This window comes from Rhodococcus zopfii NBRC 100606 = JCM 9919, from assembly GCF_001895025.1.
Classification (GTDB): Bacteria; Actinomycetota; Actinomycetes; order Mycobacteriales; family Mycobacteriaceae; genus Rhodococcus; species Rhodococcus zopfii.
Genome location: NZ_BCXI01000015.1, coordinates 75703 through 99398, shown reverse-complemented (window position 1 = coordinate 99398; position 23696 = coordinate 75703). Strand labels below are relative to the sequence as shown.

Genomic DNA, 23696 nt, shown 5'->3' with positions numbered 1-23696 from the left:
CCCGGCGGACTACGGCGACCGGTTCCGCAGCCAGGTGCGAACCGCGTCGTCGGTGGCGAGTTCCGCGGCGCGGTCGAACGCCGCGCGGGCCTCCTCTGTGCGGCCGTCGCGCGCGAGGAGATCGGCGCGCACCGCGTGGAACGGCTGATACGAGGTTGCGCCGGAATGGTCGCGGGCCACCGCCTCGAGCGCGGCGAGGCCCGCACGCGGACTGTCGACGCGGCCGACGATCGCGGCCCGCGCGACCCGCGCGCCGAGAGTCGGTGCGATCTCTACCAGTGCTCGCGAAAGCGTATCGAGCGCAAACCAATCCGTGACCCCGGTGTGACGGCGGGCGGCGTGGACGGCCTGCATCGCAGCCTCGAGCTGGAAACGTCCGATGCGCCCGCCGGCCGAGGCGCGGCGGAGCAGGTCCTCGCCGCGTTGCGCGAGTTCGGCATCCCACGATGCCGGGTTCTGCTCGTCGAGCGGCACGAAGGTCGCGCCGGTCGCGCCCGCCCGGCTCAGCGACAACGCGACCAGCGACGCCAGACCCCACGCTTCGGGTTCGTCGACGGACTCGGCGAGTATTGTTGCCAGATAGAGTGATTCGGACCCCATCGGCGTGACGTCGAGGTTGCGGGTGATCGTGAAACACCCGTAGACCGCTTCGAGGACGGCGGGCAGACGCTCGAACATTACGGTGCGGTCCGGGACGGTGAACGGGATCCGTGCGTCGCGGATGCGCCGCTTCGCACGGACCAGCCGCCCGCTCATCGCAGATGCGGAGACCGCGAACACCGAAGCAACCTGTGCCGCATCGAAACCCAGCACCGTCTGCAGCATCAGCGGCGTGCGCGCGGACTCCCCGATCGCGGGGTGCGCACACACGAACAACAGCGCCAGCCGTCGATCCGGGATCGCGTCCGGGTCGACATCGTCGAGGACCGCCACCGCGTCGGCACCGCTGTCGAGCACATCCTCGAGCGGAGCCGCCGTGCGGTGCGCGGCGGACTTCCACACATCACGCTGCCGGTTCCGGGCGACGGTGAGCAGCCACCCGTCCGGATTCGCGGGGACACCGCGCTCGGGCCAGACGGTCAGTGCCTGCTCGAACGCCGCTGCCACGGCGTCCTCGGCGAGCGCGAGGTCGCCGGAGCTCGCCGCGAGCAGCGCAACCAGCCGGGTCCGCGAGGCGCGTGCCGCGTGCTCGGCAGCGGCCCACGCCCCGGACCGCATCATGTGTTCGGGGTCCAGACACCGTCGACCGTGTACGTCGCGCCCGGCCGGACCTCGACCGCACCCCACTGGATCGGCGGGGCCTGCCGCGCCCACTCGATCGCCGCATCGAGGTCCGGCACGTCGACGACGACGGTTCCGCCCAACTGCTCCTTCGTGTCGGCGAACGGCCCGTCCTGGACGCGGAGTTCGCCGTCGGCCATCGTCAGCGTGGTCGTCAGATCGGACGGGGCGAGAACCTCCGCGCCGATCAGCACGCCGGCCTGCTCCAGCGCCGCCGCGTAGGCGGCGAACGCCTTCCGGCCGGCCGCGATCGTCTCCTCGCCGATCGACGCGCCGGTCTCCTCCGGGTAGTGCATCAGAATCGTGTATCGCACGGGACCTGTCCTTTCCCTCGTTGCTCCGACTCGATCCTGCCGAGTCGTCCGTCCGCATACCGCGGCTCGGTGAAATTCGGTGGTACCGAGTTCGGCCCGCCGCAGTGATGACGATCGGGTCCGCCGCCGATCGACAGGTGACCGATCCGAGGCGCCGGGACGAGGCACGATCTGCCGCTTACTGTGGTGGCCATGGACTCGAGGGATCTGCGCGTTTCGGACGCCGAACGGGAACACGTCGGACAACTGCTGCAAAAGGCCGTCGGTCAGGGCATGCTCTCGCTCGGCGAGTTCACCGAACGCATGGACACCGTGCTGGCCGCCAAGACCCGCGCCGACGTCAACCAGGTTCTCATCGACCTTCCGGGCATCCAATTGCGCCCGGAATACGTCCAGCAGGCCCGGGTGCAGAACGCGCCGGCACAAACCCCGGCCCCCGTGCCGTCGTCGCCTGCCGCCGGCACGATGGTGATCCGCGGCCGCATGTCGAATCTCTCCCGCAAGGGACGGTGGGAGGTTCCGCCGGCACTGCAGATCGACACGCGGATGTCGACTGTGGTCCTCGACTTCACCGAAGCGGTGATGCACACCCAGGTTGTGCACATCCAGGTGAACGACTACCTCGGATCCGTCACCCTCGTCGTGCCGGCGGAAGCGACCGCGGACATCAACGGCATCGACCCGGTCGCGTCGAGCACGAACTCGAAGGTGCGGTCCGGAGCGCCGTTCGGGCCCCTGCACCTCGTGGTGACCGGCAAGCTGCACTTCAGCTCACTGACAGTGCGGTACCCCCTGGGCACCGCACTGCGTGAGTTCTTGCGCTGATTTACGGCCGGCGCTGGCGGGCGATCAACTCACTGACGCTGATCCCGCCGGCGTTGTCCTCGTCCCCGTGCCGACCCGTGACCGGACCGGACCGCTCCGGATCCGGGTCGCGGTACCGGCCGAGGTGCGGATCCTGCTCCCGCGGTGCCGGAACCTGATCCTGAGCTGGGCGCGCGGGCCGAGGCTGGTCGGCGCCGGGTGCGGTACGCCGCAACTGGGACAGCCAGTTCTCGATGGCCTGGGGGTCGCGGGGCCGCGCCGCTTCCGTGCGGGGCGCCGGGGCCGGGCCGGCGGGCGGCTGCTGCGGGACCTGCGGCCGCACGAACGGATGCGGAAGTGGCGGCGGCACGGTCCCGCGCTGGCGACGCGGCAACGGCGGAATCGCAGTCGGAGACTGGGGGTCCTGTGCGGGCGCCGAACCCTGAACATCACGACGCGGTAGCGGCGGGACAATCGTGGCCGACACCTGCGGGAGTGCCGTGGCAGCCTGCGGTGACGCGGTGGTCGGCGGAAACTGCGGCACCGCGGTCGGCGACTGCGGATCCGTCACGGGACGCGGCACCGGCGGTTGCTGATCTGCCATGGGCCGCTGGGGCAGCGGCGCTGCCTGACGGGGCTGCGGAGGCGCCGGGGGAGCAGGACGCATCGGCCGGTCCGACGGTGCCTGCGGATTGCGCTGTAGCGCGGTGCTGTCGTGGCCCCGCGGATCGCGCTGCGGTGGTGCCGCTGGGGTGCGCGGCGGTCGTGCCGCCTGTGTGCGCGGCGGTGGTGCCGCCTGTGTGCGCGGCGGTGGTGCCGCCTGTGTGCGCGGCGGCGGTGCCGCTTGTTCGCGCGGCGGCGGTGCCGCCTGCTGGCTGGGTGCGGCCGGTGGTTGTCCCGGAGTCTGGAGGTCGGGCCGCAGGCGGCGATCCGGAGCGGGGAGGGGTACGCGTCCGGCCCGCGAGGGCGAGGGCCGTCGCGGCGCGGGCGGGAACTCCCGTGCACGGCGCTGTTCGGCGGAGGACCTGGGCGCTGCGATCTTGGGCAGCGGCTGCGTCATGTCCGACGGGCCGACGCCGGGGACCATCGGCGGGAGGCGGTGTGAACCGGTCGCCGCGACGGTCGCCGGGCCGAACATGCCCACGGTGATGAGTTCGGGCACGTCCTGAGGCATCAGCTCGTCCGCGAGGATCGGTTCGGCGAGGCCGATCTTCTCCTGGATGCGTTTCATCCATGCCGGCGCCCACCAGCAGTCGTCGCCGAGCAGCTTCATGGTGGCGGGGACGAGGAACATGCGGATGACGGTCGCGTCGAGGATCAGCGCGGCGATCATGCCGAATGCGATGTACTTCATCATCACGAGATCGGAGAACCCGAACGCGCCCGTGACGACGATGAGGATCAGGGCGGCGGCCGTGATGATGCGACCGGTGTGGGCGGTGCCGATACGGATCGATTCGGTGGTGCTCGCGCCCTGGGAACGGGCCTCGACCATCCGGGAGAGCAGGAACACCTCGTAGTCGGTGGACAGGCCGTAGATGATCGCGATGATCAGCACGAGCACCGGCGACATGATCGGGCCTGCGGTGAAGTTCAGCGGTCCGGCGCCGTGTCCGTCGACGAAGATCCACGTGAGGATGCCGAGGGTGGCGCCGAGGCCGAGCGCGCTCATCAGGGCTGCCTTGATGGGCAGCACCAGGGAGCCGAACGCGAGGAACATCAGGAGGGTGGTCAGGAGCACGACCACGGTCACCATCAACGGCAGCGTGTCGAGCAGCGCGGCGATCGAGTCCTGCTCGATGGCGGGGGTACCGCCGACGAGGACCTCGACGCCGTCGGGCCAGGACGCCGAATGCAGGTAGTCGATGGTGTCGGCCGATGCGTTGCGGTCGACCAGGCCGGCCTTGATGACGCGGACGCCGTCTTTGGCGGGGCCTTCGATGGCGAACTTCTCCACCAGTCCGGGTGCGGCGCTCGCCGTCTTGACGATCTGGTTGAGGTCGCCGCCTTCCGCGCCGCGGATGACGATGCGCACGGGCTCGGCACGCTGACCGGGGAACAGTTCGTCGAACTTCTCCTGAGCGACGCGCGTGGGGTGATCCGGCGGAAGGTACGTCTCGTTGATGCCGCCGAACTTGATACCGGTCAGCGGCATGATGAGCAGCAGCAGACCGATGACGGTGGGGATGGTGACCTTGAGCGGATTGCGCATCACCCAGCGGGTGAGGCGGCCGATGAGGCTGTTCTCGATCTGCTCGTTCGACTGGATCTGACCGAATCGCTTGAGGCCGAATTTGTCGATGCGTTTGCCGAGGATGCTCAGGATCGCCGGGAGCAGCGTGATCGACGTGAGCGCTGCGAGGGAGACCGCGGCGATCGCGCCGTAAGCGACGGACTTGAGGAATGCCTGCGGGAACAGCAGCAGGCCGCCGAGGCTGGTGACGACCATCGTCGCGGAGAACACGACGGTGCGGCCTGCGGTGACGACCGTGCGCCGGACCGCCGCGGCCGTCTCGTATCCCTCGGCGAGTTCTTCGCGGAACCGGGACACCATGAACAGGCCGTAGTCGATCGCCAGTCCCAGGCCGATGAGTGACACGACGGGAGCGACGAACGAGTTGACCTCGGCGAAGTTGGTGATGAACCGCACGACACCGTTCGCGGCGATGATCGTGAGGCCACCCGTGATGAGCGGCAGCGATGCGGCGACGACACCGCCGAAGACGAAGAACAACAGGATGCCGACGGCGGGGATCGCGAGGATCTCCATGCGTTTGATGTCGTTGGCCATCGTGTCGTTGAGGGCGCCGGCGATCGGTTGCAGACCGGCGAGTTGCACCTCGACGCCGTCGATGGCGAACTCGTCCTTGATGACGCGGAAGTTGTTGGTCAGTGCGGTGTCGTCGTCCCCGGCGATCGCGATCGACGCGACCGCGTGCTGACGTGATTCGTCGGCGAGTGCGGGAAGCGCGGGTGCCCCGTTCGTGGGCCAGTAGGCACCGTTGATCTTGAGAATCTCGTCGGGGTGGTTCGCGACCAGGGTATTGAGGCTGTTCTTGACCTTCGCTGCGAGCTCGGGATCGTCGACGGTCTTGCCCTCGGGTGCCGTGTACAGCACCAGGACGTCGCCGGCGGTGTCGCGACCGAATGTGCTGTCCGCGAGCCGTGCGGCCTGCGACGACTGCGAGCCGGGATCATCCCAGCCGCTCTGGCTGAGATGATCGTTCAGGCTGAGCCCGTATCCGGCCAACCCCAACAAGGCGGCGACCATCACCGCGATCACCGTGAAACGGGCGCGGAAGACGAGCTCTCCCCAGCGGTCGAACACGTGAAGTCTCCTATTCGGCGACGCTCTTGCGTCCGACGAGCAAGGCGGAAAGCGGTCGGAACGGCTGCAGCCAGGCACCCTCGTCGGGGAGCATGTCCAGGCTGACACGCGGCAGCGGCTCACGGAACACGCCGGGGATGTCCTCGAGATCGACGAAGTCGAGGATCTCGGACGTCACCGCCCAGCTGGCGTGTTCGCGGAACCCGAGCACCTGCACCGCGACGCCGGCACCGGCGAGCGCCTCGAGGGGTTCCCGGAACGCCTGCCCGTCCGCGGAAGCCACCATCACACCGGCGAGGCCCTCGCTGTGCCGCAGCTCGATGTGGCGCAGCATATCGGAGTCGACGTCGCTGTCCTCGTCGATCTTGGGCTTGGCGAACACCGCGAAACCGACATTGCGCAGCGCCTCGACCCACGGCCGGACGACGTCGGCGCTGCCCGGCGCGATGTTCGTGAACACCGTCGCTTCGGGTTCGAGGGTCGCCGAGGTGGAGCGGGACAGTTCGGCGGTGCGGCTGAGCAGCCAACGGCCGAGCGCGTCGAACCGGGGCCGGTATGCGGCGGTGGGCCGGCCGCCGAGGATCGCTCCGAGCCCCATGTCGAGGTTCGGCGCATCCCACACGAGCAGTACGCGCCGGTGCGGGTTGCCGCCTCCCACCGCCGTCGAATCGAACGTGGCGGCCATATCTTCGTCGAGGCTCATGCTCCGATCTTCCCCCAGATCAACTCGGTGATGGCGCTGCCCACCTGGTGGGCCTTGCCCTCGAACTTCGTGACGGGCCGTTCGTGGCTGATCGGCGAGTCCCACTCGACGGCCGTGAGCAGAGGCTCGGCGTTGCCGGCCTCCTCGATCGCGACGGCGTATTCGGCGTGGTCGGTGGCCACGTGCAACACGCCCCCCGGCTTCAGGCGGCTCGCGATCAATGCGAACGTCGGTGCCTGCAGCAGGCGGCGCTTGTGGTGGCGGGCCTTGGGCCAGGGGTCGGGGAAGAACACCCGCACCCCGGTGAGTGATTCCGGCGCCACCATGTGCTCGAGCACCTCGACGGCGTCCCCGCGCAGGACCCGCAGATTGTGGACGGGCTGCTCGGTGCCGTAGGTGCGTTCGATGCGCTGCAACGTCTGGGCGATCCCCGGCTTGTAGACCTCGATCGCGATCAGGTTGACGTGCGGCTCGGCCTGCGCCATCGACACCGCGGCGGTCCCGGTCCCGGAGCCGATCTCGAGGATCGTGGGAGCGTTGCGGCCGAACCAGCCGTCGATGTCGAGCAGGTCGTCGCCGACATCGCGGCCGAGTTCGGGCCACAGTCGGTCCCAGGTTCCCTGCTGCGGGTCGGTCAGCGAGCCGCGGCGGGAACGGAAACTCGTCACCCGCGGGTAGAGGCGGTTTCCTCGGGTCGGGCGCTGTTCCGACGTCTCGGTCGTGTGCTGATCGGCTTCGTTCACGGCACCCATTGTCGCGTATCTCGGGAGTGCGTGACAGGAGGGACTGATGTGACCACAGGGTTTTCTCAGGGCCGCTGCCGCCGGGCGCCGGGTCTGCGATAATCCGTCCACCGTTGCCGGGGACATTTCGGGGGATGTTCGCATGGGGGATTCCGACGACGCGTGGTGTGCGCTCGCCCATCGCGTCGAACAGTTCGACGCGGATGCCGGTCGCGCCGTGCACGCGGCGCTGCGCGCCCGCGACCGTCCACTGACCGTGCAGATCGTCGGGCGTGCCGGCGGTGGCGGCGGCGGGCTCGCCGTCGCGGAGTCGTCGGCGGAATACGCGGTCGAACACGTCGAGATGGACGTGCCCGGCCGGTCCGATCCTGTCGTCGACGGCGACGTCGTGGTCCATGTCACCGCCGTCCGGTGTCCGCCGCACGCGATCCACCCCGCGGACCGGGCGGTGATCAACCGGGTCGAGGCGGGACGCATGCTCGTGGTGCTCACCGGCACCGAGCGGCTCGACGATCCCGACGCGGCGGTCACCGCGGTCGCCGGGGAACTGCGCGTGCCGGTCCTTCACTTCTCCGATACCGATGCCCTCGCGACGGCGGTGGCCGCCCGGCTGCACCACGCTCGGCGACGCCGCGACGAGGAGCTGGCCCGGACGGTCGCGGGGATCGCCGCGAATCCGCCGGCGCGGGACGCGATCGAGAACGCGCTCGATTCACTGACCCTGCAGGGCGCGCGGTGACCGAACCGGCCGCCGACGACGTCCTGCGCCGCTGGGATCCCGACGGCTGGGCGCGCCTGCACGGCGACAAGCCCGCACTGCGCGTCCGGGTCGCGGCGGTTCCCGGCGCGGGCGAGAACGACCTTGTCGCGGAACTCGTCGAACTCGGCGGGACGGTCGGGGAAGGGAACGTCGAGTACGTGCGGGATGGGTCCGCAGCGGTCGTGCTCATGGTGCTCGAGGCATCCGCGTTCGTCGGCCGCACCGAACTGGCCGTGCTCGGGGCAGCCGCCCCCGGCGCCGCGCGTGTGGTGTGTGCACTCACCGGCATCGAACGTTGCCCGGACTGGCGTCGTGTTCTCGACACCGATCTCGCGCTGCTGCAGCGGCACGCCGGTCTGCTCGACGTGACGATCCTGCCGGTCGCCACGACCGTCACGGTCCGCGCCCGCGAGATGGGCGGCGATGCCGGTCACGTGCTGCGGCTCGAGTCGGGCATCGTCGACCTGCACGAGATGCTGCGCGCCGCCGCCGTGGCCGCGCACACCGCGGCCGTCGCGCGGTCCGCGGTGATCGCCCGGACCCGCAGCACGATCGCCGCGACCATCGAGGAGTTGCGTGCCGACGACGGCGCGTCGGTGCGCGCCGAACGAGCACGGCTCGTGCAGCAGGCGTCGGCGCCCGCCGACCCCGGCGGTCGCGCACGCAGCGACCTGCAGCGTGCCCGGCTCGAACTGCTGCAGGAGGTCGCCGCGAGCGTGCGGGCCACCTCCACCGCGGTCCGCGACGCCGTGGACGCCGACCCGGTGCGCGCGTACGAGGCGTTCGACGGGGCGGTGAGAAACCTGAGCGAACGTGTGTCGGCGATCGTCGCCGCCCGGCTGGGCGAGAAGGAGTCCGCCCGGCCGGGTGAGCCGGGCACCGCGCCGCTGAGGACCCCGGCACCGATGGCGCCGGTCACCGAGACGGTCGAGGACCGGCTCACCGTCGTGCTCGGCGCGTCCGCCGGGGCCGGGCTCGGCCGGCTGCTGGCCTTCCCCTTCGAAGCGGTCCCCGCCGCGCACCTGGCGACGGTGCCGATCACCGTCGCGGGTGGGCTGGGAGCGGCGTGGTGGCTCGTGCGGGTCCGCCGACGGCTCGCCGCACGCGACCGCGCGCGGCGCTGGGTGACCGACGAACTCACCGAGATCCGCTCCGACCTGGACACGTGGGTGCTCGCCCGGATCGTCGACGCCGAGGCTCGCGCCGCCGCGTCCGCCGCGGCTGGACACACCGCCCGGGTGGCGGCCCTGCACGACCGTGTCACCGCGCTCGACGAGGAACTGCGCCGCCGCCTCGGGGAGCGCAACGCCCGGATCGAGGCGTGCCGACGGGACCTGGCCGCCCTCGAACGGCCGAACCGATCCCGGCCGGGGGAACCGAGGGCGGTGCCGGCGCGTCCAACCCCGTGAGAACCCGGAAACACACGGGTACGGACCGTTCGAGGAGACACAGATGGTGGAGAGCTACCTGATTCCCGATTGGCTGCCCGAACCCGAAGGGTTCGCCTCGGGCGCGCCGTTCGATCCGGTGTCCGTCGCCGCGCTGGCCGACGCCGTCGACCCGACCGCGGATCTCGACGGCGACGGCACCTTCGACACGGTCACCTGGACTTCGTCGTCGGCGCTGGTCGTCGCCACCGACCTCGACGCCGACGGCAGCACCGACAGGCTCACCGCGATCGCCGACGACGGCGAGTTCGGGGTGTGGGAGTTCCACCGCGAACCCGACGGGACACCGCGCTGGCTGCGCGTGGACGCCGGAAATCTGGGCCCGGAGTGAGATGAGTCGCTCCTGCGGATACGGCATTTTCGGTACGATGCGGCCTCTGAATCGTTTCTGTGACATTTCCGACCGGACCCGATTCCCCCCGATCGGAAGTCCGGCGTTAACCTCTATGAATAGGACTTCCGGCGCTCGTTTCCTCCGTTCGGCCACGGAGGGAAGCGGGTGGTACCCCTGCCGAGAGGGGAATCCCGGATCTGCCACTGATTTCTGCGTGCGTTTGTGCAGGTCGGAGGTGGTATCCGGTTCCGGGCACACCCCAGGAGAGTTTGATGACCTCAGCGACCATTCCCGGTCTCAACGGAACCGACGACAAGCCCCCGACCCAGCATGCCGAGTTGCTTGCCTGGGTCCGAGAGGTTGCCGAGCTCACCGAGCCGGATCGTGTTGTCTGGGCCGACGGCTCCGATGAGGAATGGGATCGGCTGACCTCCCAGCTGGTGGAGGCCGGAACGTTCACGCGCCTGAACGACGAGAAGAAGCCGAACTCGTTCCTCGCCAGCTCCGATCCGTCGGACGTGGCGCGCGTCGAGTCCCGCACGTACATCTGCTCGAAGAACGAGATCGACGCCGGTCCGACGAACAACTGGGTCGACCCGACCGAGATGCGCGCCACCATGACCGAGCTGTACCGCGGCAGCATGCACGGCCGCACGCTCTACGTCGTGCCGTTCTGCATGGGCCCGCTCGGAGACGACGACCCGAAGCTCGGCGTGGAAATCACCGACTCCGAGTATGTGGTCGTCTCCATGCGCATCATGACCCGCATGGGCGCCGCCGCCCTCGAGAAGCTGGGCACGGACCGTCCGTTCGTGAAGGCCCTGCACTCGGTCGGTGCGCCGCTCGAGGCCGGCCAGCAGGATGTGGCGTGGCCGTGCAATGACACCAAGTACATCACCCACTTCCCCGAGGACCGCGAGATCTGGAGCTACGGTTCCGGCTACGGCGGCAACGCTCTGCTCGGCAAGAAGTGCTACTCGCTGCGCATCGCGTCGGCGATGGCCCACGACGAGGGCTGGCTCGCCGAGCACATGCTGATCCTCAAGCTGATCTCGCCCGAGGACAAGGCGTACTACGTCGCGGCGGCGTTCCCGTCGGCGTGCGGCAAGACCAACCTCGCGATGATCCAGCCGACCATCCCGGGCTGGCGTGCCGAGACCCTCGGCGACGACATCGCGTGGATGCGTTTCGGTGAGGACGGCCGTCTCTACGCCGTGAACCCGGAATTCGGCTTCTTCGGCGTCGCGCCCGGCACCAGTTCGGATTCGAACCCGAACGCGATGGCGACCATCGAGGCCGGCAACACCATCTACACCAATGTCGCGAAGACCGACGACGGCGACATCTGGTGGGAGGGCATCGGCGGCGAGAAGCCGGCGCACCTGACCGACTGGCTGGGCAACGATTGGACCCCCGAGTCCGGCACCAACGCCGCGCATCCGAACTCGCGGTACTGCACCCCGATGTCGCAGTGCCCGATCCTCGCCCCCGAGTGGGACGACCCGCAGGGTGTGCCGATCTCCGCGATCCTGTTCGGTGGCCGCCGCAAGACGACGGTTCCGCTGGTCAGTGAATCCTTCGACTGGCAGCACGGCACCTTCCTCGGCGCGACCCTGTCGTCCGAGCAGACCGCTGCGGCCGAAGGCAAGGTCGGCAACGTGCGTCGCGACCCGATGGCGATGCTGCCCTTCATCGGCTACAACGCCGGCGACTACCTCGACCACTGGATCACGCTCGGCAAGAACGCCGACTCGGCAAAGCTGCCGAAGATCTTCTACGTGAACTGGTTCCGTCGCGGCGACGACGGCCGCTTCCTGTGGCCCGGCTTCGGCGAGAACTCGCGCGTGCTCAAGTGGATCGTCGACCGCATCGAGCACAAGGCCGATGCGCAGTCCACCCCGATCGGGTACGTGCCGACCGCGGCCGACCTCACGCTCGACGGTCTCGACGTCGACGCAGCCGACGTCGACGAGGCCCTGAAGGTCGACGTCGACGAGTGGAAGGCCGAGATCGAAGGCATCGCCGAGTGGTTCGAGTTCCTCGGTGAGAAGGTGCCCTCGGGCATCCGCGACGAGTTCGAGGCACTCAAGCAGCGCCTCGGCTAGTCTGCCCCGGACCCAATGTGACCGAATGTCGCAGTCGCTCAGTTCAACTGACCGACTGCGACATTCGGTCGTTCAGGGGGTGGAACGTGCCTCGGCCAACCGGCGAGCCAGCAGCGCACAGACCAGCAGTTGCAGCTGGTGATAGATGATCACCGGGATGACCACGACCCCGGCCATAGGGCCGGCGAAGATGATGGCGGCGATCGGGAGTCCTGTGGTCAGGCTCTTCTCCGCACCACAGAACATCAAGGGAATCCGATTCTCTCGGCTGAATCCCAGCCTGCGGCCCGCCCACCAGGTGCCGACCAGCATGAGGATCAGTAGCCCGGCGCACAGCCCCACCACAATGAGCAGTTCCCCGACCGCGATGCGCTCCCAGACTCCTCCCACAACGGCGGCGCCGAACGCCGAATAGACGATCAGCAGGATCGCGCCCCGATCCACAATCCTCAGCGACGAGGCGTGGCGTGCAGCGGCGTCGCCGAACCTGCCGTGCAGGAGTTGTCCGATGGCGAACGGTACGAGGATCTGCGAGACGATCTTCAGGACCGGTCCGCCGTCGATGCCGGTGTCGGACGAGGTCAGTACGGCGACGAGAACCGGCGTGAGCACGATCCCGAGCAGGTTCGACGCGGACGCCGCGCAGACCGATGCCGCGGCGTTTCCCCCGGCGATCGAGGTGAAGGCGGTCGACGTCTGCACCACCGACGGGAGGGCGGCCAGGAACAGCAGGCCGAGCGCGAGATCGGTCGAGAGCCACGGCGTCGCCAGCGTGGTCGCAGCCCAGCCTGCGGCCGGGAACAACACGAAGGTCGTCGCGAGGATGGCGGCCTGCAGGCGCCAGTCCCGGATCCCGGCTGCCACGGCGGCGGGGGACAGCCGCAGGCCTGAAACGAAGAACAGGACCGCGACTGCCACGGATCCGGCGATCGGCAAGAGCTCGGCTGCGGTTCCCCTGGCGGGCAGAACCGTAGCCACGACGAGTGTCGCGAGAAGCATCGCGACGAACGGGTCGACGGCCGCCGCGATTCCGCGGACACGTTCGAATACGGGTGATGCCACGAGCGCCTACTTCCTTCATTCGAGACTGACTACAAAATACTGTAGACAAAATGTTTCCATTGCGTCTCGTGAGGGATTCAACCTTGGTCTCGAAGTCGTAGCGGTGATCTGTAGACAGTAGTCTGGTGGAATGATCATTCAGGAAAGCCTCGTATCGATGGCTGCCGACGGGATCAGGAAGATGGTGATCGGCGGCGAACTCCGGCAGGGCGACAAGCTCAACGAACCGCCTCTTGCCGAACGGCTCGGCATCAGTCGTCCACCCCTTCGGGAGGCGCTGCGGACCCTCGAAGCCGAAGGAATCCTCGAACAGACACCGCGGCGCGGATACCGCGTCGTCGTCCTCACGGACACTGATATCGAAGAGATCTACTCGCTGCGGCGCTCGCTGGAGGACTTTGCGCTCACGCTGATCGAGCGGCATCGCACCCCGGAGATGTTCGATGAACTGGACGCCGTCATGCGCCGGATGCGCTCGGCGGCCTCGGCGGGGGACCGGCCCGCGGTGGTCCAGGCCAACGTCGACTTCCACGTCGGTGTCGTCGCGGCCTCGGGACACCGCCGGCTCGTCCACGTGTACCGGACGCTGATGGTGCAGATGCAGCTGTCGATGGCAACCAACGTCCTGACCGAGGAACGGTCGTCCGGTGACCTGCTCAAAGGCTGCGAGCGTCACGAGCGCCTGTTGTCGAGTTTGCGCTACGACGACCCGAATGCCGTCCGGAAGGCGTTCGACGAACACGGCGAGCTGGACTATGTCGGCACCGCGGCGGCGATCGACACGAAAGGAGAGCGCGCATGACGCGTTCGGTTCTCGACGATATGAACGCCGCGTACCCCGAGGACGCGACCGAGATTTCGGCCGGCGTCCGTAGCGGCCGGGTCTCGGCCGTGGAGACGATCGAGCGGGCGCGCGCCCGCCATGAGGCGCAATCCGATCTGAACGCATTCACCCACGAATCGTGGGCGGCAGCCGAGCGTGCCGCTGTCGAACTGGACAGGCGCCGACGCGCGGGTGACGATGTCGGGCCTCTCGCCGGTGTCCCCGTTTCGGTCAAGGACGTCATTGCGGTCGCCGGGCTTCCGATCACCGCAGGCAGTCGTGCGCTGATGGGAACGACGGCCCGGGCCACGGCGACCGCAGTGCGGCGATTGCAGGATGCCGGCGCAATCGTGGTCGGAAAGTCGAACTGCCCGGAGTTCGCGTTCGGAGTGACGTGCGAGAGCCCGCTGCAGGGTAGGACTCTCAATCCCCGCTTCCCCGACGTGACGCCCGGCGGTTCGAGTGGCGGCGACGCCGCGCTGCTCGCGGCGGGGATCACCGCGCTCGGGATAGGCACCGACTTCGGGGGATCGTTGCGGTGGCCCGCGCAGTGCACGGGAACCGTGTCGATCCGGCCCACGGCAGGTTTCGTGCCGACCGCCGGGCAGGTTCCCGCGGCGGGCGGTGACGTCGGCGCGACCGGTCGGCTCGTCGACGTGTCGCCGGGAATGCAGGGCAGGTTGCAGGTGGTCGGTCCGCTGGCACGGTCGATCCGGGACCTGCGCACGGCGCTCGCGGTAATGGCGGGACGCGCTGCCGATTCGGTGGACGTCGGCGACTTCGATCCCTCGGCCCTGCGCGTCGCGTGGAGCGATGGAGGTGCGCTCGGCCCGGTGCGCCGGGAGGTCTCGGACCGCGTCGCGAAGGTTGCCGAGGCAGCCGCGGGACGGGGTGCGACGGCCATCGAGCGACCGCGCCTGTTCGAGGGCTGTCTGCCGGCATACAACGCGTTACGGGCCGTCGACCCGATGCGCGACCACGCCGCCGTCGTCGCGGGGCGTGAGCACCTCCTGCTGCCGGAGAACCTGCAGACGATCCGGGCGTCGCTGGTCACGACCCCCGCCGAACTCGCGGCAGCCGAACTCGCGGCGGCCGACTCGGCGCGAGCAGCGTTGCGGATCTTCGACGAAGTCGATGTCGTGCTGCTTCCGGTCGCGGGCGGACCGGCGTGCGATCACGACGGCACACTCGCCGTCGACGGTGTCGTGGTCCGCGGCTGGGAGCTGATGGGCGCGTGCCGTGCCGTGACGCTCACCGGGGCACCGGCCGTGTCGGTGCCGGTGGGTCGGTCCGAGGAGGGGCTACCGCTCTCCCTGCAGGTCGTGTGTGCGCCCGGCCGGGACGGGAGGGCGCTCGCCGTCGCCGAGTGGTTGGCCTCGATGTGCGAGGCCGAATAGCCACCGCTTCCCGGCAAATTGTCTACAGAATTCATAATTAACCCGGAGGAAACGAACGACACCAAACACGTAACGAACCGCGCATAGCTTTCTGTCATCAGTTCCCACGACGACGATCGGAAAGCTGGTCACCATGCGCATCCTCACCGGGCACAAGAGCCTCGCCGTTGCCGGCGCCACCGCACTCGCACTTCTCCTTGCCGGCTGCGGAAGCGATTCCTCGTCCGGCGGCGAGGGTTCCGAAGACACCTTCCTCATCGCCACCAGCGGTACGTTCCGGCCGATCACCTTCGACGACGGTGGCAAGCTCAACGGATACGACATCGAGGTCGGAACCCGGATCGCCGAAGAACTCGGAATGAAGCCGGAATTCGTATCCGGGCAACTCTCCGGCCTGCTGCCCGGGCTGAACGCCGGCAAGTTCGACGCCGTGATGTCCGGTCTCACCATGACCGACGAACGCAAGGAGTCGATCACGTTCTCGACTCCTTACCTCGCGGACGGCGCGGTCGCGGTCGTGGCGGCCGGCAACACCACGGTGACCGACGTGACCGCACTCGACGGCCTGGTCGTCGGTGTCATCGGAGGCTCGGGAACGGAGGCCGACATCAAGGGTGTGGGCGGATTCACCGAACTCCGCGCCTATCCCGGTGCGCCGGAAGGGTTCGCCGACGTCGCAGCCGGCCGGATCGACGTCTTCGCCACGGGACGTATCGCCGCCGAGAACTACATCGAGATCGCCCCCAACGGCAAGGATCTGAAGATCGTCGGCGACGTGTACGCGGTCAAGCCGGCCGGGGTGGGATTGCCGAAATCCGACACCGAGATGAAGCCGAAGATCGACGCTGTGATCGAGGAGATGCGCGCCGACGGCAGCCTGGCCGAACTTCAGCAGAAGTGGTTCGGCTTCACCATCGAGACCTCCGAGTAGGGTGCGATGAATCCGTTTCCAGCAGATTCGGTGGTGGGGCAGTACTTCCCGGTGTTCCTGGAGGGTGCTGTCACCACACTGGCCATCGTTCTCGCGGCGATCGTCTGCGCGACCGCACTCGGCTACTTCATCGCGTTGATGCGGCTGTCGCGCTTCAGGCTTCTCAGTGCCGTCGCTGCCGTGTACGTGTGGTTCTTCCGCGGCCTGCCGCTGATGTTGTCACTGTTCTTCTTCTACTACACCCAGCCGTTCGGCTGGACGTTCGACGCGTTCACCGCGGGGCTGATCGCGATGAGCCTGAACTCGGCGGCGTTCTTCTCCGAGATCATCCGCGCCGGAATCCAATCGGTCGCGCGCGGCCACCTCGAAGCCGCCGAATCGATCGGGATGAACCCGCTCCAGAAGTTCTTCCGTGTCACCGCGCCGGAAGGCATCCGGTTGATGACGCCGCCGTACATCAACAACTGCATCATCATGCTCAAGGAGTCCGCTCAGGTCTCGGTCATCACCGTTCCCGACCTGATGCTCCAGGGGCAGAAGGCGTACAACTCCACCTACAACGTCGTCGAAACCCTCGGTGTCGTCGCCGTCATGTACCTGGCGATGACCAGCTTGCTCATGGGTCTGCAGCTTCTCATCGAGAGGAAGACCGGCCGCAAGGTCGCCCGTAACACGCCGACCTCGAAGCCGGCCACGAAGGAACTGGAGGGCATCGCGTGATCACGGTGTCAGGGCTGAAGAAGAGCTACGGTGGGCGGGAAGTGCTGTCCGACATCGATCTTCACATCCCCAGGGGGGAAGTGGTCGCGATCATCGGGCCGAGCGGGGCGGGGAAGAGCACCCTGCTGCGGTGCATCAACATGCTCGAGGTGCCGAGCGGCGGCGACATCCATATCGACGGCCGGCAAGTGATCTACCGACCGACCGCAACAGGTAAACTCGGACTCGCAGACCAATTCCGGCTGACCTGGCTGCGGCGCGAATTGAGCATGGTGTTCCAGCAGTTCAATCTGTGGCCCTATCGGACCGTCCTGGGCAACCTGCTCGAGGGCCCGACGATCGTGCAGCGTAAGAAGAAGTCCGACGTCGTGGATGCCGCGATGGAGAAGCTGCGCATGGTGGGACTCGAGGACAAGGCACACAGCTATCCGTCCGACCTGTCCGGCGGGCAGCAACAACGCGTGGCTATCTGCCGGGCGCTGATGATGAGCCCGAAGGCGATCCTGTTCGACGAACCGACGTCTGCTCTGGACCCCGAACTCGTGAACGAGGTTCTCGACATCATGACCCGGCTCGCAGGGACCGGCATGACGATGGTGATCGTGACCCACGAGATGAAGTTCGCACGTGAGGTCGCCGACCGGATCGTGTTCATGGAGAACGGGGAGATCGTGGCCGACGGTCGTCCGGAGGTCGTGTTCGGTCATCCTCGGCTCGAGCGCTACGCCTCCCACCTGAGTCACTGAATCCCGGAGGATCGTCGATGGCCCGCTATTCACTGACCCGAATGCACACATCCGGCAGACCGGCGCTGACCTGCGCCGGCCTGCCGGGTGTCCGGATCCCCGAGACCATCATCGGGATCGGGCACAACTATCGGAGCATCGGCAACGCCGTCACCCCCGTTCCGGTCGTGTTCGGAAAGTTCTCGGGAAGTGTTGTTGCAGATGGAATTCCGATTTGCATTCCGGAGGAGATCGACGGCCCGATCGTCTGTGAGGGGGAGTTGGCCGTCGTTGTCGGGCGCTCCGCCCGCAGTCTGCGGACCCGCGAGGAGGCCCTCGCATGCGTGGCCGGGGTGACCGTCGCCAACGACGTGTCCGCGCGCGGATTGCAGGATGCCGACGTCCAATCGACCCGCGGCAAGAGTCTCGATACGTTCTGCCCGATCGGGCCCGAACTCGTGACGCTCGACGAAGTGGCCGACCTCGGTGCACTCACCCTCGAAACCCGTATCGGCGGTAGGCTCGTGCAGTCCTCGACGACCGCGAAGATGGTGCTCGACGTCGCCGAACTCGTTCTCTACGTGTCGCGGTTCGCGACGCTGTATCCGGGCGACGTGATCCTGACCGGAACACCCGCGGAACAACACGATGATGACCTGGCGCTGCGGCCGGGAGACGTCGTCGAGGTGGCTATCGAGGGTGTAGGCATCCTCACCAACCCGGTGGTCGCGTGTCCCGCGCCGGTGCTGTGCCCCGGCCCGCACCGAACCGCGTGAGCGGACCTCGGATACCCGGTTCCACAACCCCTCCGCTGATCGTCAGCGCTTACACGGCGGCGATCGCAGATCTCCCCGCAGGCGGCGGCATCGAACTGCCCTTCGGCGAGGAGCTGCGTCCCTTCGACGAGGAGCGGATCACGAGGCGCGGCCCGGGACGGTTCGGCGTCGTCATCACCTCGATCCCCGACACCGTGCACCGGGCCGTCGTCGATCCTCGATTCGGTCTGGCGTCACACGACCGCGAGGGACGAGCGCACGCAGTGTCCCGCGTCCGGGCGATCCGCGACGCCGTGTCGCGGCTCGTCGACGATGCAGGCCGGCAGGTGGTCCTCGCGGTACAGGTACACACGGCACCGCGTCGTTGGTCCGGATACTTCGACGCCGGCGCGCTGATCCGCTCGGTCGCCGAGTTGGCGTCGTGGGACTGGAACGGCGCGGTCCTCGCGATCGAACACTGCGACTCGCCGACCGATCCGCGTCACGCGGTGAAAGGCTTCGCGCCGCTGAGGGACGAACTCGTCGCCCTCGGGCGCGTCGTCGGCGGTGGCGGGTGCCGGGTCGGTGCCTCGATCAACTGGGGGCGATCTGCCGTCGAAGGCCGGTCGGTCGCGACACCGGTCGAACACATCGAACTCGCTCGCACCAGCGGGCTGCTTGTCGGCGTCACCTTCTCGGGTACATCGGCGGTGCCGACCGCATCCGGGGATGCGTGGGACGATGGGCACCCGCCGCCCGCGCCACCCCCGACCGGCAGGTTCGATCGGCTCGAGCCCCGCAGTCTGCTCACCCCGACCGCCGTGCGCGCCGCACTCGCGGCGATCGGTGGCGCGCGTCCGGTGTTCATCGGCGTGAAGGTGTCCGCGCCGGCCGGTTCGGACACCGACGACCGGATCGCGGTGGTGACCCAATCGGTCGCGGTTATCGACGAAAGCGCCGCGGCGGCGGTTGCCCGGACCTGCGAAGACTTTTGCTCACGGTGATTCGAACTCCCCAGGTGAACCGGCCACCGGTCCGGATGATGCAATAGGTGCATCGCACACGAGAGCCGGTCGCGCGGCGGCCGGGAGGAGGATCTGCTATGAGCGGGATCTACAACAATGTCACCGAGTTGGTGGGGCGCACCCCCCTCGTCAAGCTCAACCGGCTGACCGACGGTCTCGACGCCACGGTCGTGGCCAAGCTCGAGTTCTACAACCCGGCCAACAGCGTCAAGGACCGGATCGGGGTGGCGATCATCGACGCAGCCGAGAAGTCCGGTGAGCTGAAGCCCGGCGGCACCATCGTCGAGGGCACCAGCGGCAACACCGGCATCGCGCTCGCCATGGTCGGCGCCGCCCGCGGCTACAAGGTGATCCTGACGATGCCGGAGACGATGTCCACCGAGCGTCGCGTCATGCTCCGCGCCTACGGTGCCGAGATCGTCCTCACCCCGGGCTCCGAGGGCATGAAGGGCGCGGTCGCGAAGGCCGAGGAGATCGTGGCGAACACCGAGAACGCGGTGCTCGCGCGCCAGTTCGGTAACCCCGCCAACCCCGAGATCCACGAGCGCACCACCGGTGAAGAGGTCTGGAACGACACCGCCGGTGAGGTCGACATCTTCGTTGCCGGCATCGGCACCGGCGGCACCCTCACCGGTGTCGGCCGCGTCCTCAAGTCCCGCAAGCCTGGTGTGAAGATCGTCGGCGTCGAGCCCGCCGATTCGCCCATCCTCACCGGCGGCGAGCCCGGTCCCCACAAGATCCAGGGCATCGGCGCCAACTTCGTGCCCGAGGTCCTCGACCGCGGTATCTACGACGAGATCATCGACGTCGAGTTCCCCGACGCCATCGAGACCGCTCGTGCTCTGGGCACCGACGAGGGCATCCTCGGCGGCATCTCCGCCGGCGCGAACGTGTGGGCGGCGCTGCAGATCGCGAAGCGACCCGAGAACGCCGGCAAGCTGATCGTCGTGGTCGTTCCCGACTTCGGTGAGCGCTACATCTCGACCCCGCTCTTCGAGCACATCCGGGACTGAGTGCGACGGTGACTCTGCTGCGAACCCTTCGAGAGGATCTGGCCGCCGCGCGCGGGCACGACCCGGCTGCGCGCAGTGACGTCGAGAACGCGATCGTCTATTCGGGACTGCACGCGATCTGGGCGCATCGGCTCGCGCACCGGATGTGGGGCACACCCGCGTTGCGCGGTCCGGCCCGGGTTCTCGCGCAGTTCACCCGCTTCCTCACCGGTATCGAGATCCACCCCGGCGCCACGATCGGCCGCCGGTTCTTCATCGACCACGGGATGGGCGTCGTGATCGGCGAGACCGCCGAGATCGGTGACGACGTGATGCTCTATCACGGCGTCACCCTCGGCGGCCGGTCGATGGCGAAGGCGAAGCGTCACCCCACGATCGGCAACCGCGTCACGATCGGCGCCGGCGCCAAGGTACTCGGCCCGATCACGATCGGCGACGACAGTGCTGTCGGAGCGAACGCCGTTGTCACCCGCGACGTTCCGCCGGACTCGATCGCGGCGGGCATTCCCGCGACGGTCCGGTCCCGGACGCAGAAGCAACACGAACCGCTGGTCGATCCGACGACCTACATCGACCCCGCGATGTACATCTGAGCGGTCCCCCTCATCGGGTGATGGGAATCGATATCCGGTCTGACCGGCTGAAGGTTCCTATCACCCGATTTTGCGACTGATTCCAGAAAGGTGCGTCATAGTGGTGGCGTGCCCTCTACGCCGGAGTACGTAGAGCAACTACGTACCGCAGCGCTGCGCGTGACCCGACCACGGGTCGCGGTGCTCGACGCGGTGCACCGCAATCCGCACGCCGATACCGACACGATCTTCGGGGTCGTGCGCACCGCGCTGCCCGAGGTGTCCCGTCAGGCCGTCTACGACGTGCTGCACGCCCTGACCGATGCCGGTCTCATCCGGCGGATCCAGCCGGCCGGTTCCGTCGCCCGTTACGAGTCGCGGGTCGGCGACAACCATCACCACCTCGTGTGCCGCTCGTGCGGCGCCATCGCCGACGTCGACTGCGCGGTCGGCGCCGCCCCGTGCCTGACCGCCTCGGAGCCGCACGGCTTCGCCGTCGACGAGGCCGAGGTCGTCTACTGGGGACTGTGCCCCGGCTGTTCTCCTCCGTCGGCTCCACGGCCACAGCCGTGAGCGGCTCCACGGCCACGGCCGTGAGCAAGGTCCGTGTCACCCACACCTGGAAGGAAGGGCCAAGTGTCCGAAAGCGAAAATCCGGTCATCGAGTCGCCGACACCGGCGGCGCACCGTCCGCTCACCAACCGGGACTGGTGGCCGGACCAGTTGGATCTTAGTGTCCTGCAACATAATTCGAAGAGACCGTCGCCGCTGGGCGACGACTACGACTATGCGACCGAGTTCGCGAAACTCGACGTCGACGCCGTGCACCGCGACCTCGTCGAGGTGATGACCACCTCCCAGGACTGGTGGCCCGCGGACTTCGGTCACTACGGACCGTTGTTCATCCGCATGAGCTGGCACGCCGCGGGCACCTACCGCATCGCCGACGGTCGCGGCGGCGGCGGTCAGGGCGCGCAGCGGTTCGCGCCGCTCAACAGCTGGCCGGACAACGCGAGCCTCGACAAGGCCCGCCGGCTGCTGTGGCCGATCAAGCAGAAGTACGGAAACCGCATCTCGTGGGCCGACCTGATCATCTTCGCGGGCAATGTCGCCTACGAGTCGATGGGATTTCCCACGTTCGGTTTCGCGTTCGGCCGCGAGGACATCTTCGAACCGGAGGAGGTCTTCTGGGGACCGGAGGACTCCTGGCTCGGCGATGCGCGCTACGCCGGCGACCGCGACCTCCAGGGTCCGCTCGGCGCCGTGCAGATGGGGTTGATCTACGTGAATCCGGAAGGGCCCAACGGCAATCCGGATCCGGTTGTCGCCGCCCGCGACATCCGCGAGACGTTCGGTCGCATGGCGATGAACGACATCGAGACGGCGGCGCTCATCGTCGGCGGCCACACCATCGGGAAGACCCACGGTGCCGCCCCGGCCGACCACGTCGGACCGGAACCCGAGGCCGCACCGCTCGAGCAGCAGGGCCTGGGCTGGAAGAACAGTTACGGCACCGGTGTCGGCGGCGACGCGATCACCAGTGGTCTCGAAGGCATCTGGACCCCGACGCCGACCCAGTGGGACAACAGCTTCCTCGAGACGCTGTACGGCTACGAATGGGAAAAGACCAAGAGCCCGGCCGGGGCATGGCAGTGGGTCCCGAAGGACGGCGCGGCCACCGATCTGGTGCCGGACCCGTTCGATTCGTCGACGCGGCACGCCCCGACGATGCTCACCACCGACCTGTCCCTGCGGTTCGACCCGATCTACGGGCCGATCACGCGCCGGTGGCTCGACCATCCGGAGGAACTGTCCGAAGAATTCGCCAAGGCCTGGTACAAGCTGCTGCACCGCGACATGGGCCCGGTCTCGCGGTATCTCGGTTCGCGCATCCCCGAGCCGCAGCTGTGGCAGGACCCGGTCCCGGCCGTCGACCACGAACTGGTCGGTGCCGACGACGTGGCCGCGCTCGAGACGAAGGTCCTCGAGTCGGGGCTGACGATCCCGCAGCTGGTCGCGACCGCGTGGGCCTCGGCGTCGAGCTTCCGCGGCACCGACAAGCGCGGCGGCGCGAACGGCGCTCGCATCCGGCTCGCCCCGCAGAAGGACTGGGAGGTCAACGAGCCCGCGCAGCTCGCCGAGGTGCTCGCGAAGCTCGAGTCGATCCGCCAGGACTTCGAGAGCGGCGGCAAGAAGATCTCGCTCGCCGACCTCATCGTCCTCGCGGGCGGCGCCGCGGTCCGGAAGGCGGCGCAGAATGCGGGCCTCGACCTCGAGGTGCCGTTCACGCCGGGCCGGACGGACGCGACGCAGGAGCTGACCGACGTCGAGTCGTTCGCGGTGCTCGAGCCACCCGCCGACGGGTTCCGCAACTACCTGCCGGCTGGGGAGAAGCGTCAGCCGGAGAAGTTGTTCGTCGAGCGCGCCAACCTGCTGTCGCTGACCGCACCGGAGCTGACGGTGCTCGTCGGTGGCCTGCGGGCGCTGAACGCCAACCACGGCGGCAGCACCCACGGTGTGCTCACCGACCGGCCGGAGGCGTTGACCAACGACTTCTTCGTGAACCTGCTCGACATGGGCACGGAGTGGAAGACGTCCGAATCGACCGAGAACGTCTACGAGGGCCGCGACCGCGCCTCCGGTGACGTGAAGTGGACGGCGACCGCCGTCGATCTCGTCTTCGGCGCCAACTCGGTGCTGCGAGGTCTGGCGGAGATCTACGCCGCCGACGACGCGCAGGCCAAGTTCGCCGACGATTTCGTCGCCGCGTGGACGAAGGTGATGAACCTGGATCGGTTCGACGTGGAGCGAAAGTAGGCCCGGACACGAGTGGGGCACCCCGGCCGCGGCCGG

General features: G+C 68.3%; 22 protein-coding genes. 16 read left to right on the top strand and 6 right to left on the bottom strand.

Annotation, left to right across the window (positions count from 1 at the left end; translation table 11 throughout):
• Window positions 1–9: 9 nt before the first annotated feature.
• On the bottom strand, window positions 10–1218 hold the full coding sequence (locus RZ1_RS11365) for an RNA polymerase sigma factor (RefSeq protein ID WP_139281816.1): 1209 nt from the start codon (window positions 1216–1218) through the stop codon (window positions 10–12).
• The gene (locus tag RZ1_RS11360; protein WP_072811901.1) at window positions 1218–1595 is read right to left on the bottom strand and encodes a YciI family protein; all 378 of its coding nucleotides are present in this window, start codon (window positions 1593–1595) and stop codon (window positions 1218–1220) included. The genes RZ1_RS11365 and RZ1_RS11360 overlap by 1 nt, the downstream gene beginning before the upstream one ends.
• Before the next feature lie 192 nt (window positions 1596–1787).
• On the opposite strand from RZ1_RS11360, the gene RZ1_RS11355 reads away from it, so the two are divergent.
• Window positions 1788–2420, top strand: coding sequence for a DUF1707 SHOCT-like domain-containing protein (locus RZ1_RS11355; RefSeq protein ID WP_072811899.1), 633 nt, complete (start codon window positions 1788–1790; stop codon window positions 2418–2420).
• Between the two features lies 1 nt (window position 2421).
• Here RZ1_RS11355 and RZ1_RS11350 read toward each other — a convergent pair whose 3' ends face one another.
• From RZ1_RS11350 to trmB, 3 genes are read right to left on the bottom strand one after another with little or no spacing between them, the layout of a single operon-like run.
• On the bottom strand, window positions 2422–5727 hold the full coding sequence (locus tag RZ1_RS11350) for an MMPL family transporter (RefSeq protein ID WP_072811897.1): 3306 nt from the start codon (window positions 5725–5727) through the stop codon (window positions 2422–2424).
• Window positions 5728–5737: 10 nt separating this feature from the next.
• A complete protein-coding gene (locus RZ1_RS11345; RefSeq protein ID WP_072811895.1) occupies window positions 5738–6430 on the bottom strand; it encodes an NYN domain-containing protein in 693 nt (230 codons plus the stop codon).
• Window positions 6427–7173 carry a tRNA (guanosine(46)-N7)-methyltransferase TrmB gene (gene trmB / locus RZ1_RS11340; RefSeq protein WP_072812056.1) on the bottom strand — a complete coding sequence of 249 codons (747 nt, stop codon included), beginning with the start codon at window positions 7171–7173 and terminating at the stop codon, window positions 6427–6429. Before trmB ends, RZ1_RS11345 begins: the two co-directional genes overlap by 4 nt.
• Before the next feature lie 142 nt (window positions 7174–7315).
• On the opposite strand from trmB, the gene RZ1_RS11335 reads away from it, so the two are divergent.
• The 4 genes from RZ1_RS11335 to RZ1_RS11320 all read left to right on the top strand — a co-directional run bounded on the left by RZ1_RS11335 (window position 7316) and on the right by RZ1_RS11320 (window position 11820).
• Entirely contained in the window at window positions 7316–7912 is a 597-nt protein-coding gene (locus tag RZ1_RS11335; protein WP_072811894.1) for a hypothetical protein, read from the top strand.
• A complete protein-coding gene (locus RZ1_RS11330) occupies window positions 7909–9342 on the top strand; it encodes a hypothetical protein (RefSeq protein ID WP_072811893.1) in 1434 nt (477 codons plus the stop codon). The genes RZ1_RS11335 and RZ1_RS11330 overlap by 4 nt, the downstream gene beginning before the upstream one ends.
• A gap of 43 nt (window positions 9343–9385) precedes the next feature.
• On the top strand, window positions 9386–9712 hold the full coding sequence (locus tag RZ1_RS11325) for a DUF6802 family protein (protein ID WP_072811891.1): 327 nt from the start codon (window positions 9386–9388) through the stop codon (window positions 9710–9712).
• Between the two features lie 275 nt (window positions 9713–9987).
• Window positions 9988–11820: a phosphoenolpyruvate carboxykinase (GTP) gene (locus RZ1_RS11320; RefSeq protein WP_072811889.1), complete on the top strand. Its 1833-nt coding sequence runs from the start codon at window positions 9988–9990 to the stop codon at window positions 11818–11820.
• A gap of 72 nt (window positions 11821–11892) precedes the next feature.
• Here RZ1_RS11320 and RZ1_RS11315 read toward each other — a convergent pair whose 3' ends face one another.
• A complete protein-coding gene (locus tag RZ1_RS11315; protein ID WP_218020459.1) occupies window positions 11893–12882 on the bottom strand; it encodes a bile acid:sodium symporter family protein in 990 nt (329 codons plus the stop codon).
• Window positions 12883–13012: 130 nt separating this feature from the next.
• Between RZ1_RS11315 and RZ1_RS11310 the strand changes: the two genes are divergently transcribed.
• The 11 genes from RZ1_RS11310 (at window position 13013) to katG (ending at window position 23660) form a co-directional block, all read left to right on the top strand.
• Window positions 13013–13684, top strand: coding sequence for a GntR family transcriptional regulator (locus RZ1_RS11310; RefSeq protein ID WP_072811887.1), 672 nt, complete (start codon window positions 13013–13015; stop codon window positions 13682–13684).
• Window positions 13681–15102, top strand: coding sequence for an amidase (locus tag RZ1_RS11305; RefSeq protein WP_072811885.1), 1422 nt, complete (start codon window positions 13681–13683; stop codon window positions 15100–15102). Before RZ1_RS11310 ends, RZ1_RS11305 begins: the two co-directional genes overlap by 4 nt.
• A gap of 133 nt (window positions 15103–15235) precedes the next feature.
• A complete protein-coding gene (locus tag RZ1_RS11300) occupies window positions 15236–16033 on the top strand; it encodes a transporter substrate-binding domain-containing protein (protein ID WP_072811884.1) in 798 nt (265 codons plus the stop codon).
• A 6-nt stretch (window positions 16034–16039) separates the two neighbouring features.
• Window positions 16040–16753, top strand: a complete 714-nt coding sequence (locus RZ1_RS11295) for an amino acid ABC transporter permease (protein ID WP_072811882.1) — start codon at window positions 16040–16042, stop codon at window positions 16751–16753.
• The gene (locus RZ1_RS11290) at window positions 16750–17499 is read left to right on the top strand and encodes an amino acid ABC transporter ATP-binding protein (protein WP_072811880.1); all 750 of its coding nucleotides are present in this window, start codon (window positions 16750–16752) and stop codon (window positions 17497–17499) included. Before RZ1_RS11295 ends, RZ1_RS11290 begins: the two co-directional genes overlap by 4 nt.
• Window positions 17500–17516: 17 nt before the next feature.
• A complete protein-coding gene (locus tag RZ1_RS11285) occupies window positions 17517–18254 on the top strand; it encodes a fumarylacetoacetate hydrolase family protein (RefSeq protein WP_218020458.1) in 738 nt (245 codons plus the stop codon).
• Window positions 18251–19237, top strand: coding sequence for a DUF4862 family protein (locus tag RZ1_RS11280; RefSeq protein ID WP_169917911.1), 987 nt, complete (start codon window positions 18251–18253; stop codon window positions 19235–19237). The genes RZ1_RS11285 and RZ1_RS11280 overlap by 4 nt, the downstream gene beginning before the upstream one ends.
• Window positions 19238–19335: 98 nt before the next feature.
• Window positions 19336–20271: a cysteine synthase A gene (gene cysK, locus RZ1_RS11275; protein ID WP_072811874.1), complete on the top strand. Its 936-nt coding sequence runs from the start codon at window positions 19336–19338 to the stop codon at window positions 20269–20271.
• 8 nt (window positions 20272–20279) lie between these two features.
• Window positions 20280–20864, top strand: a complete 585-nt coding sequence (gene epsC, locus RZ1_RS11270) for a serine O-acetyltransferase EpsC (RefSeq protein ID WP_072811872.1) — start codon at window positions 20280–20282, stop codon at window positions 20862–20864.
• Between the two features lie 108 nt (window positions 20865–20972).
• On the top strand, window positions 20973–21416 hold the full coding sequence (locus RZ1_RS11265) for a Fur family transcriptional regulator (RefSeq protein ID WP_072811870.1): 444 nt from the start codon (window positions 20973–20975) through the stop codon (window positions 21414–21416).
• 63 nt (window positions 21417–21479) lie between these two features.
• Complete coding sequence (gene katG, locus RZ1_RS11260) at window positions 21480–23660, top strand: catalase/peroxidase HPI (protein ID WP_174565192.1); 2181 nt, start codon at window positions 21480–21482, stop codon at window positions 23658–23660.
• The last annotated feature ends 36 nt before the right edge of the window (window positions 23661–23696 follow it).

What these genes read in the sequence shown, in the direction of transcription:
- RZ1_RS11365 (WP_139281816.1), bottom strand. Translation starts at nt 1,218, where the DNA reads ATGCGGTCCGGGGCGTGGGCCGCTGCCGAGCACGCGGCACGCGCCTCG.
- RZ1_RS11355 (WP_072811899.1), top strand. Translation starts at nt 1,788, where the DNA reads ATGGACTCGAGGGATCTGCGCGTTTCGGACGCCGAACGGGAACACGTC.
- RZ1_RS11345 (WP_072811895.1), bottom strand. Translation starts at nt 6,430, where the DNA reads ATGAGCCTCGACGAAGATATGGCCGCCACGTTCGATTCGACGGCGGTG.
- RZ1_RS11335 (WP_072811894.1), top strand. Translation starts at nt 7,316, where the DNA reads ATGGGGGATTCCGACGACGCGTGGTGTGCGCTCGCCCATCGCGTCGAA.
- RZ1_RS11325 (WP_072811891.1), top strand. Translation starts at nt 9,386, where the DNA reads ATGGTGGAGAGCTACCTGATTCCCGATTGGCTGCCCGAACCCGAAGGG.
- RZ1_RS11320 (WP_072811889.1), top strand. Translation starts at nt 9,988, where the DNA reads ATGACCTCAGCGACCATTCCCGGTCTCAACGGAACCGACGACAAGCCC.
- RZ1_RS11310 (WP_072811887.1), top strand. Translation starts at nt 13,013, where the DNA reads ATGATCATTCAGGAAAGCCTCGTATCGATGGCTGCCGACGGGATCAGG.
- RZ1_RS11305 (WP_072811885.1), top strand. Translation starts at nt 13,681, where the DNA reads ATGACGCGTTCGGTTCTCGACGATATGAACGCCGCGTACCCCGAGGAC.
- RZ1_RS11300 (WP_072811884.1), top strand. Translation starts at nt 15,236, where the DNA reads ATGCGCATCCTCACCGGGCACAAGAGCCTCGCCGTTGCCGGCGCCACC.
- RZ1_RS11295 (WP_072811882.1), top strand. Translation starts at nt 16,040, where the DNA reads ATGAATCCGTTTCCAGCAGATTCGGTGGTGGGGCAGTACTTCCCGGTG.
- RZ1_RS11285 (WP_218020458.1), top strand. Translation starts at nt 17,517, where the DNA reads ATGGCCCGCTATTCACTGACCCGAATGCACACATCCGGCAGACCGGCG.
- cysK (WP_072811874.1), top strand. Translation starts at nt 19,336, where the DNA reads ATGAGCGGGATCTACAACAATGTCACCGAGTTGGTGGGGCGCACCCCC.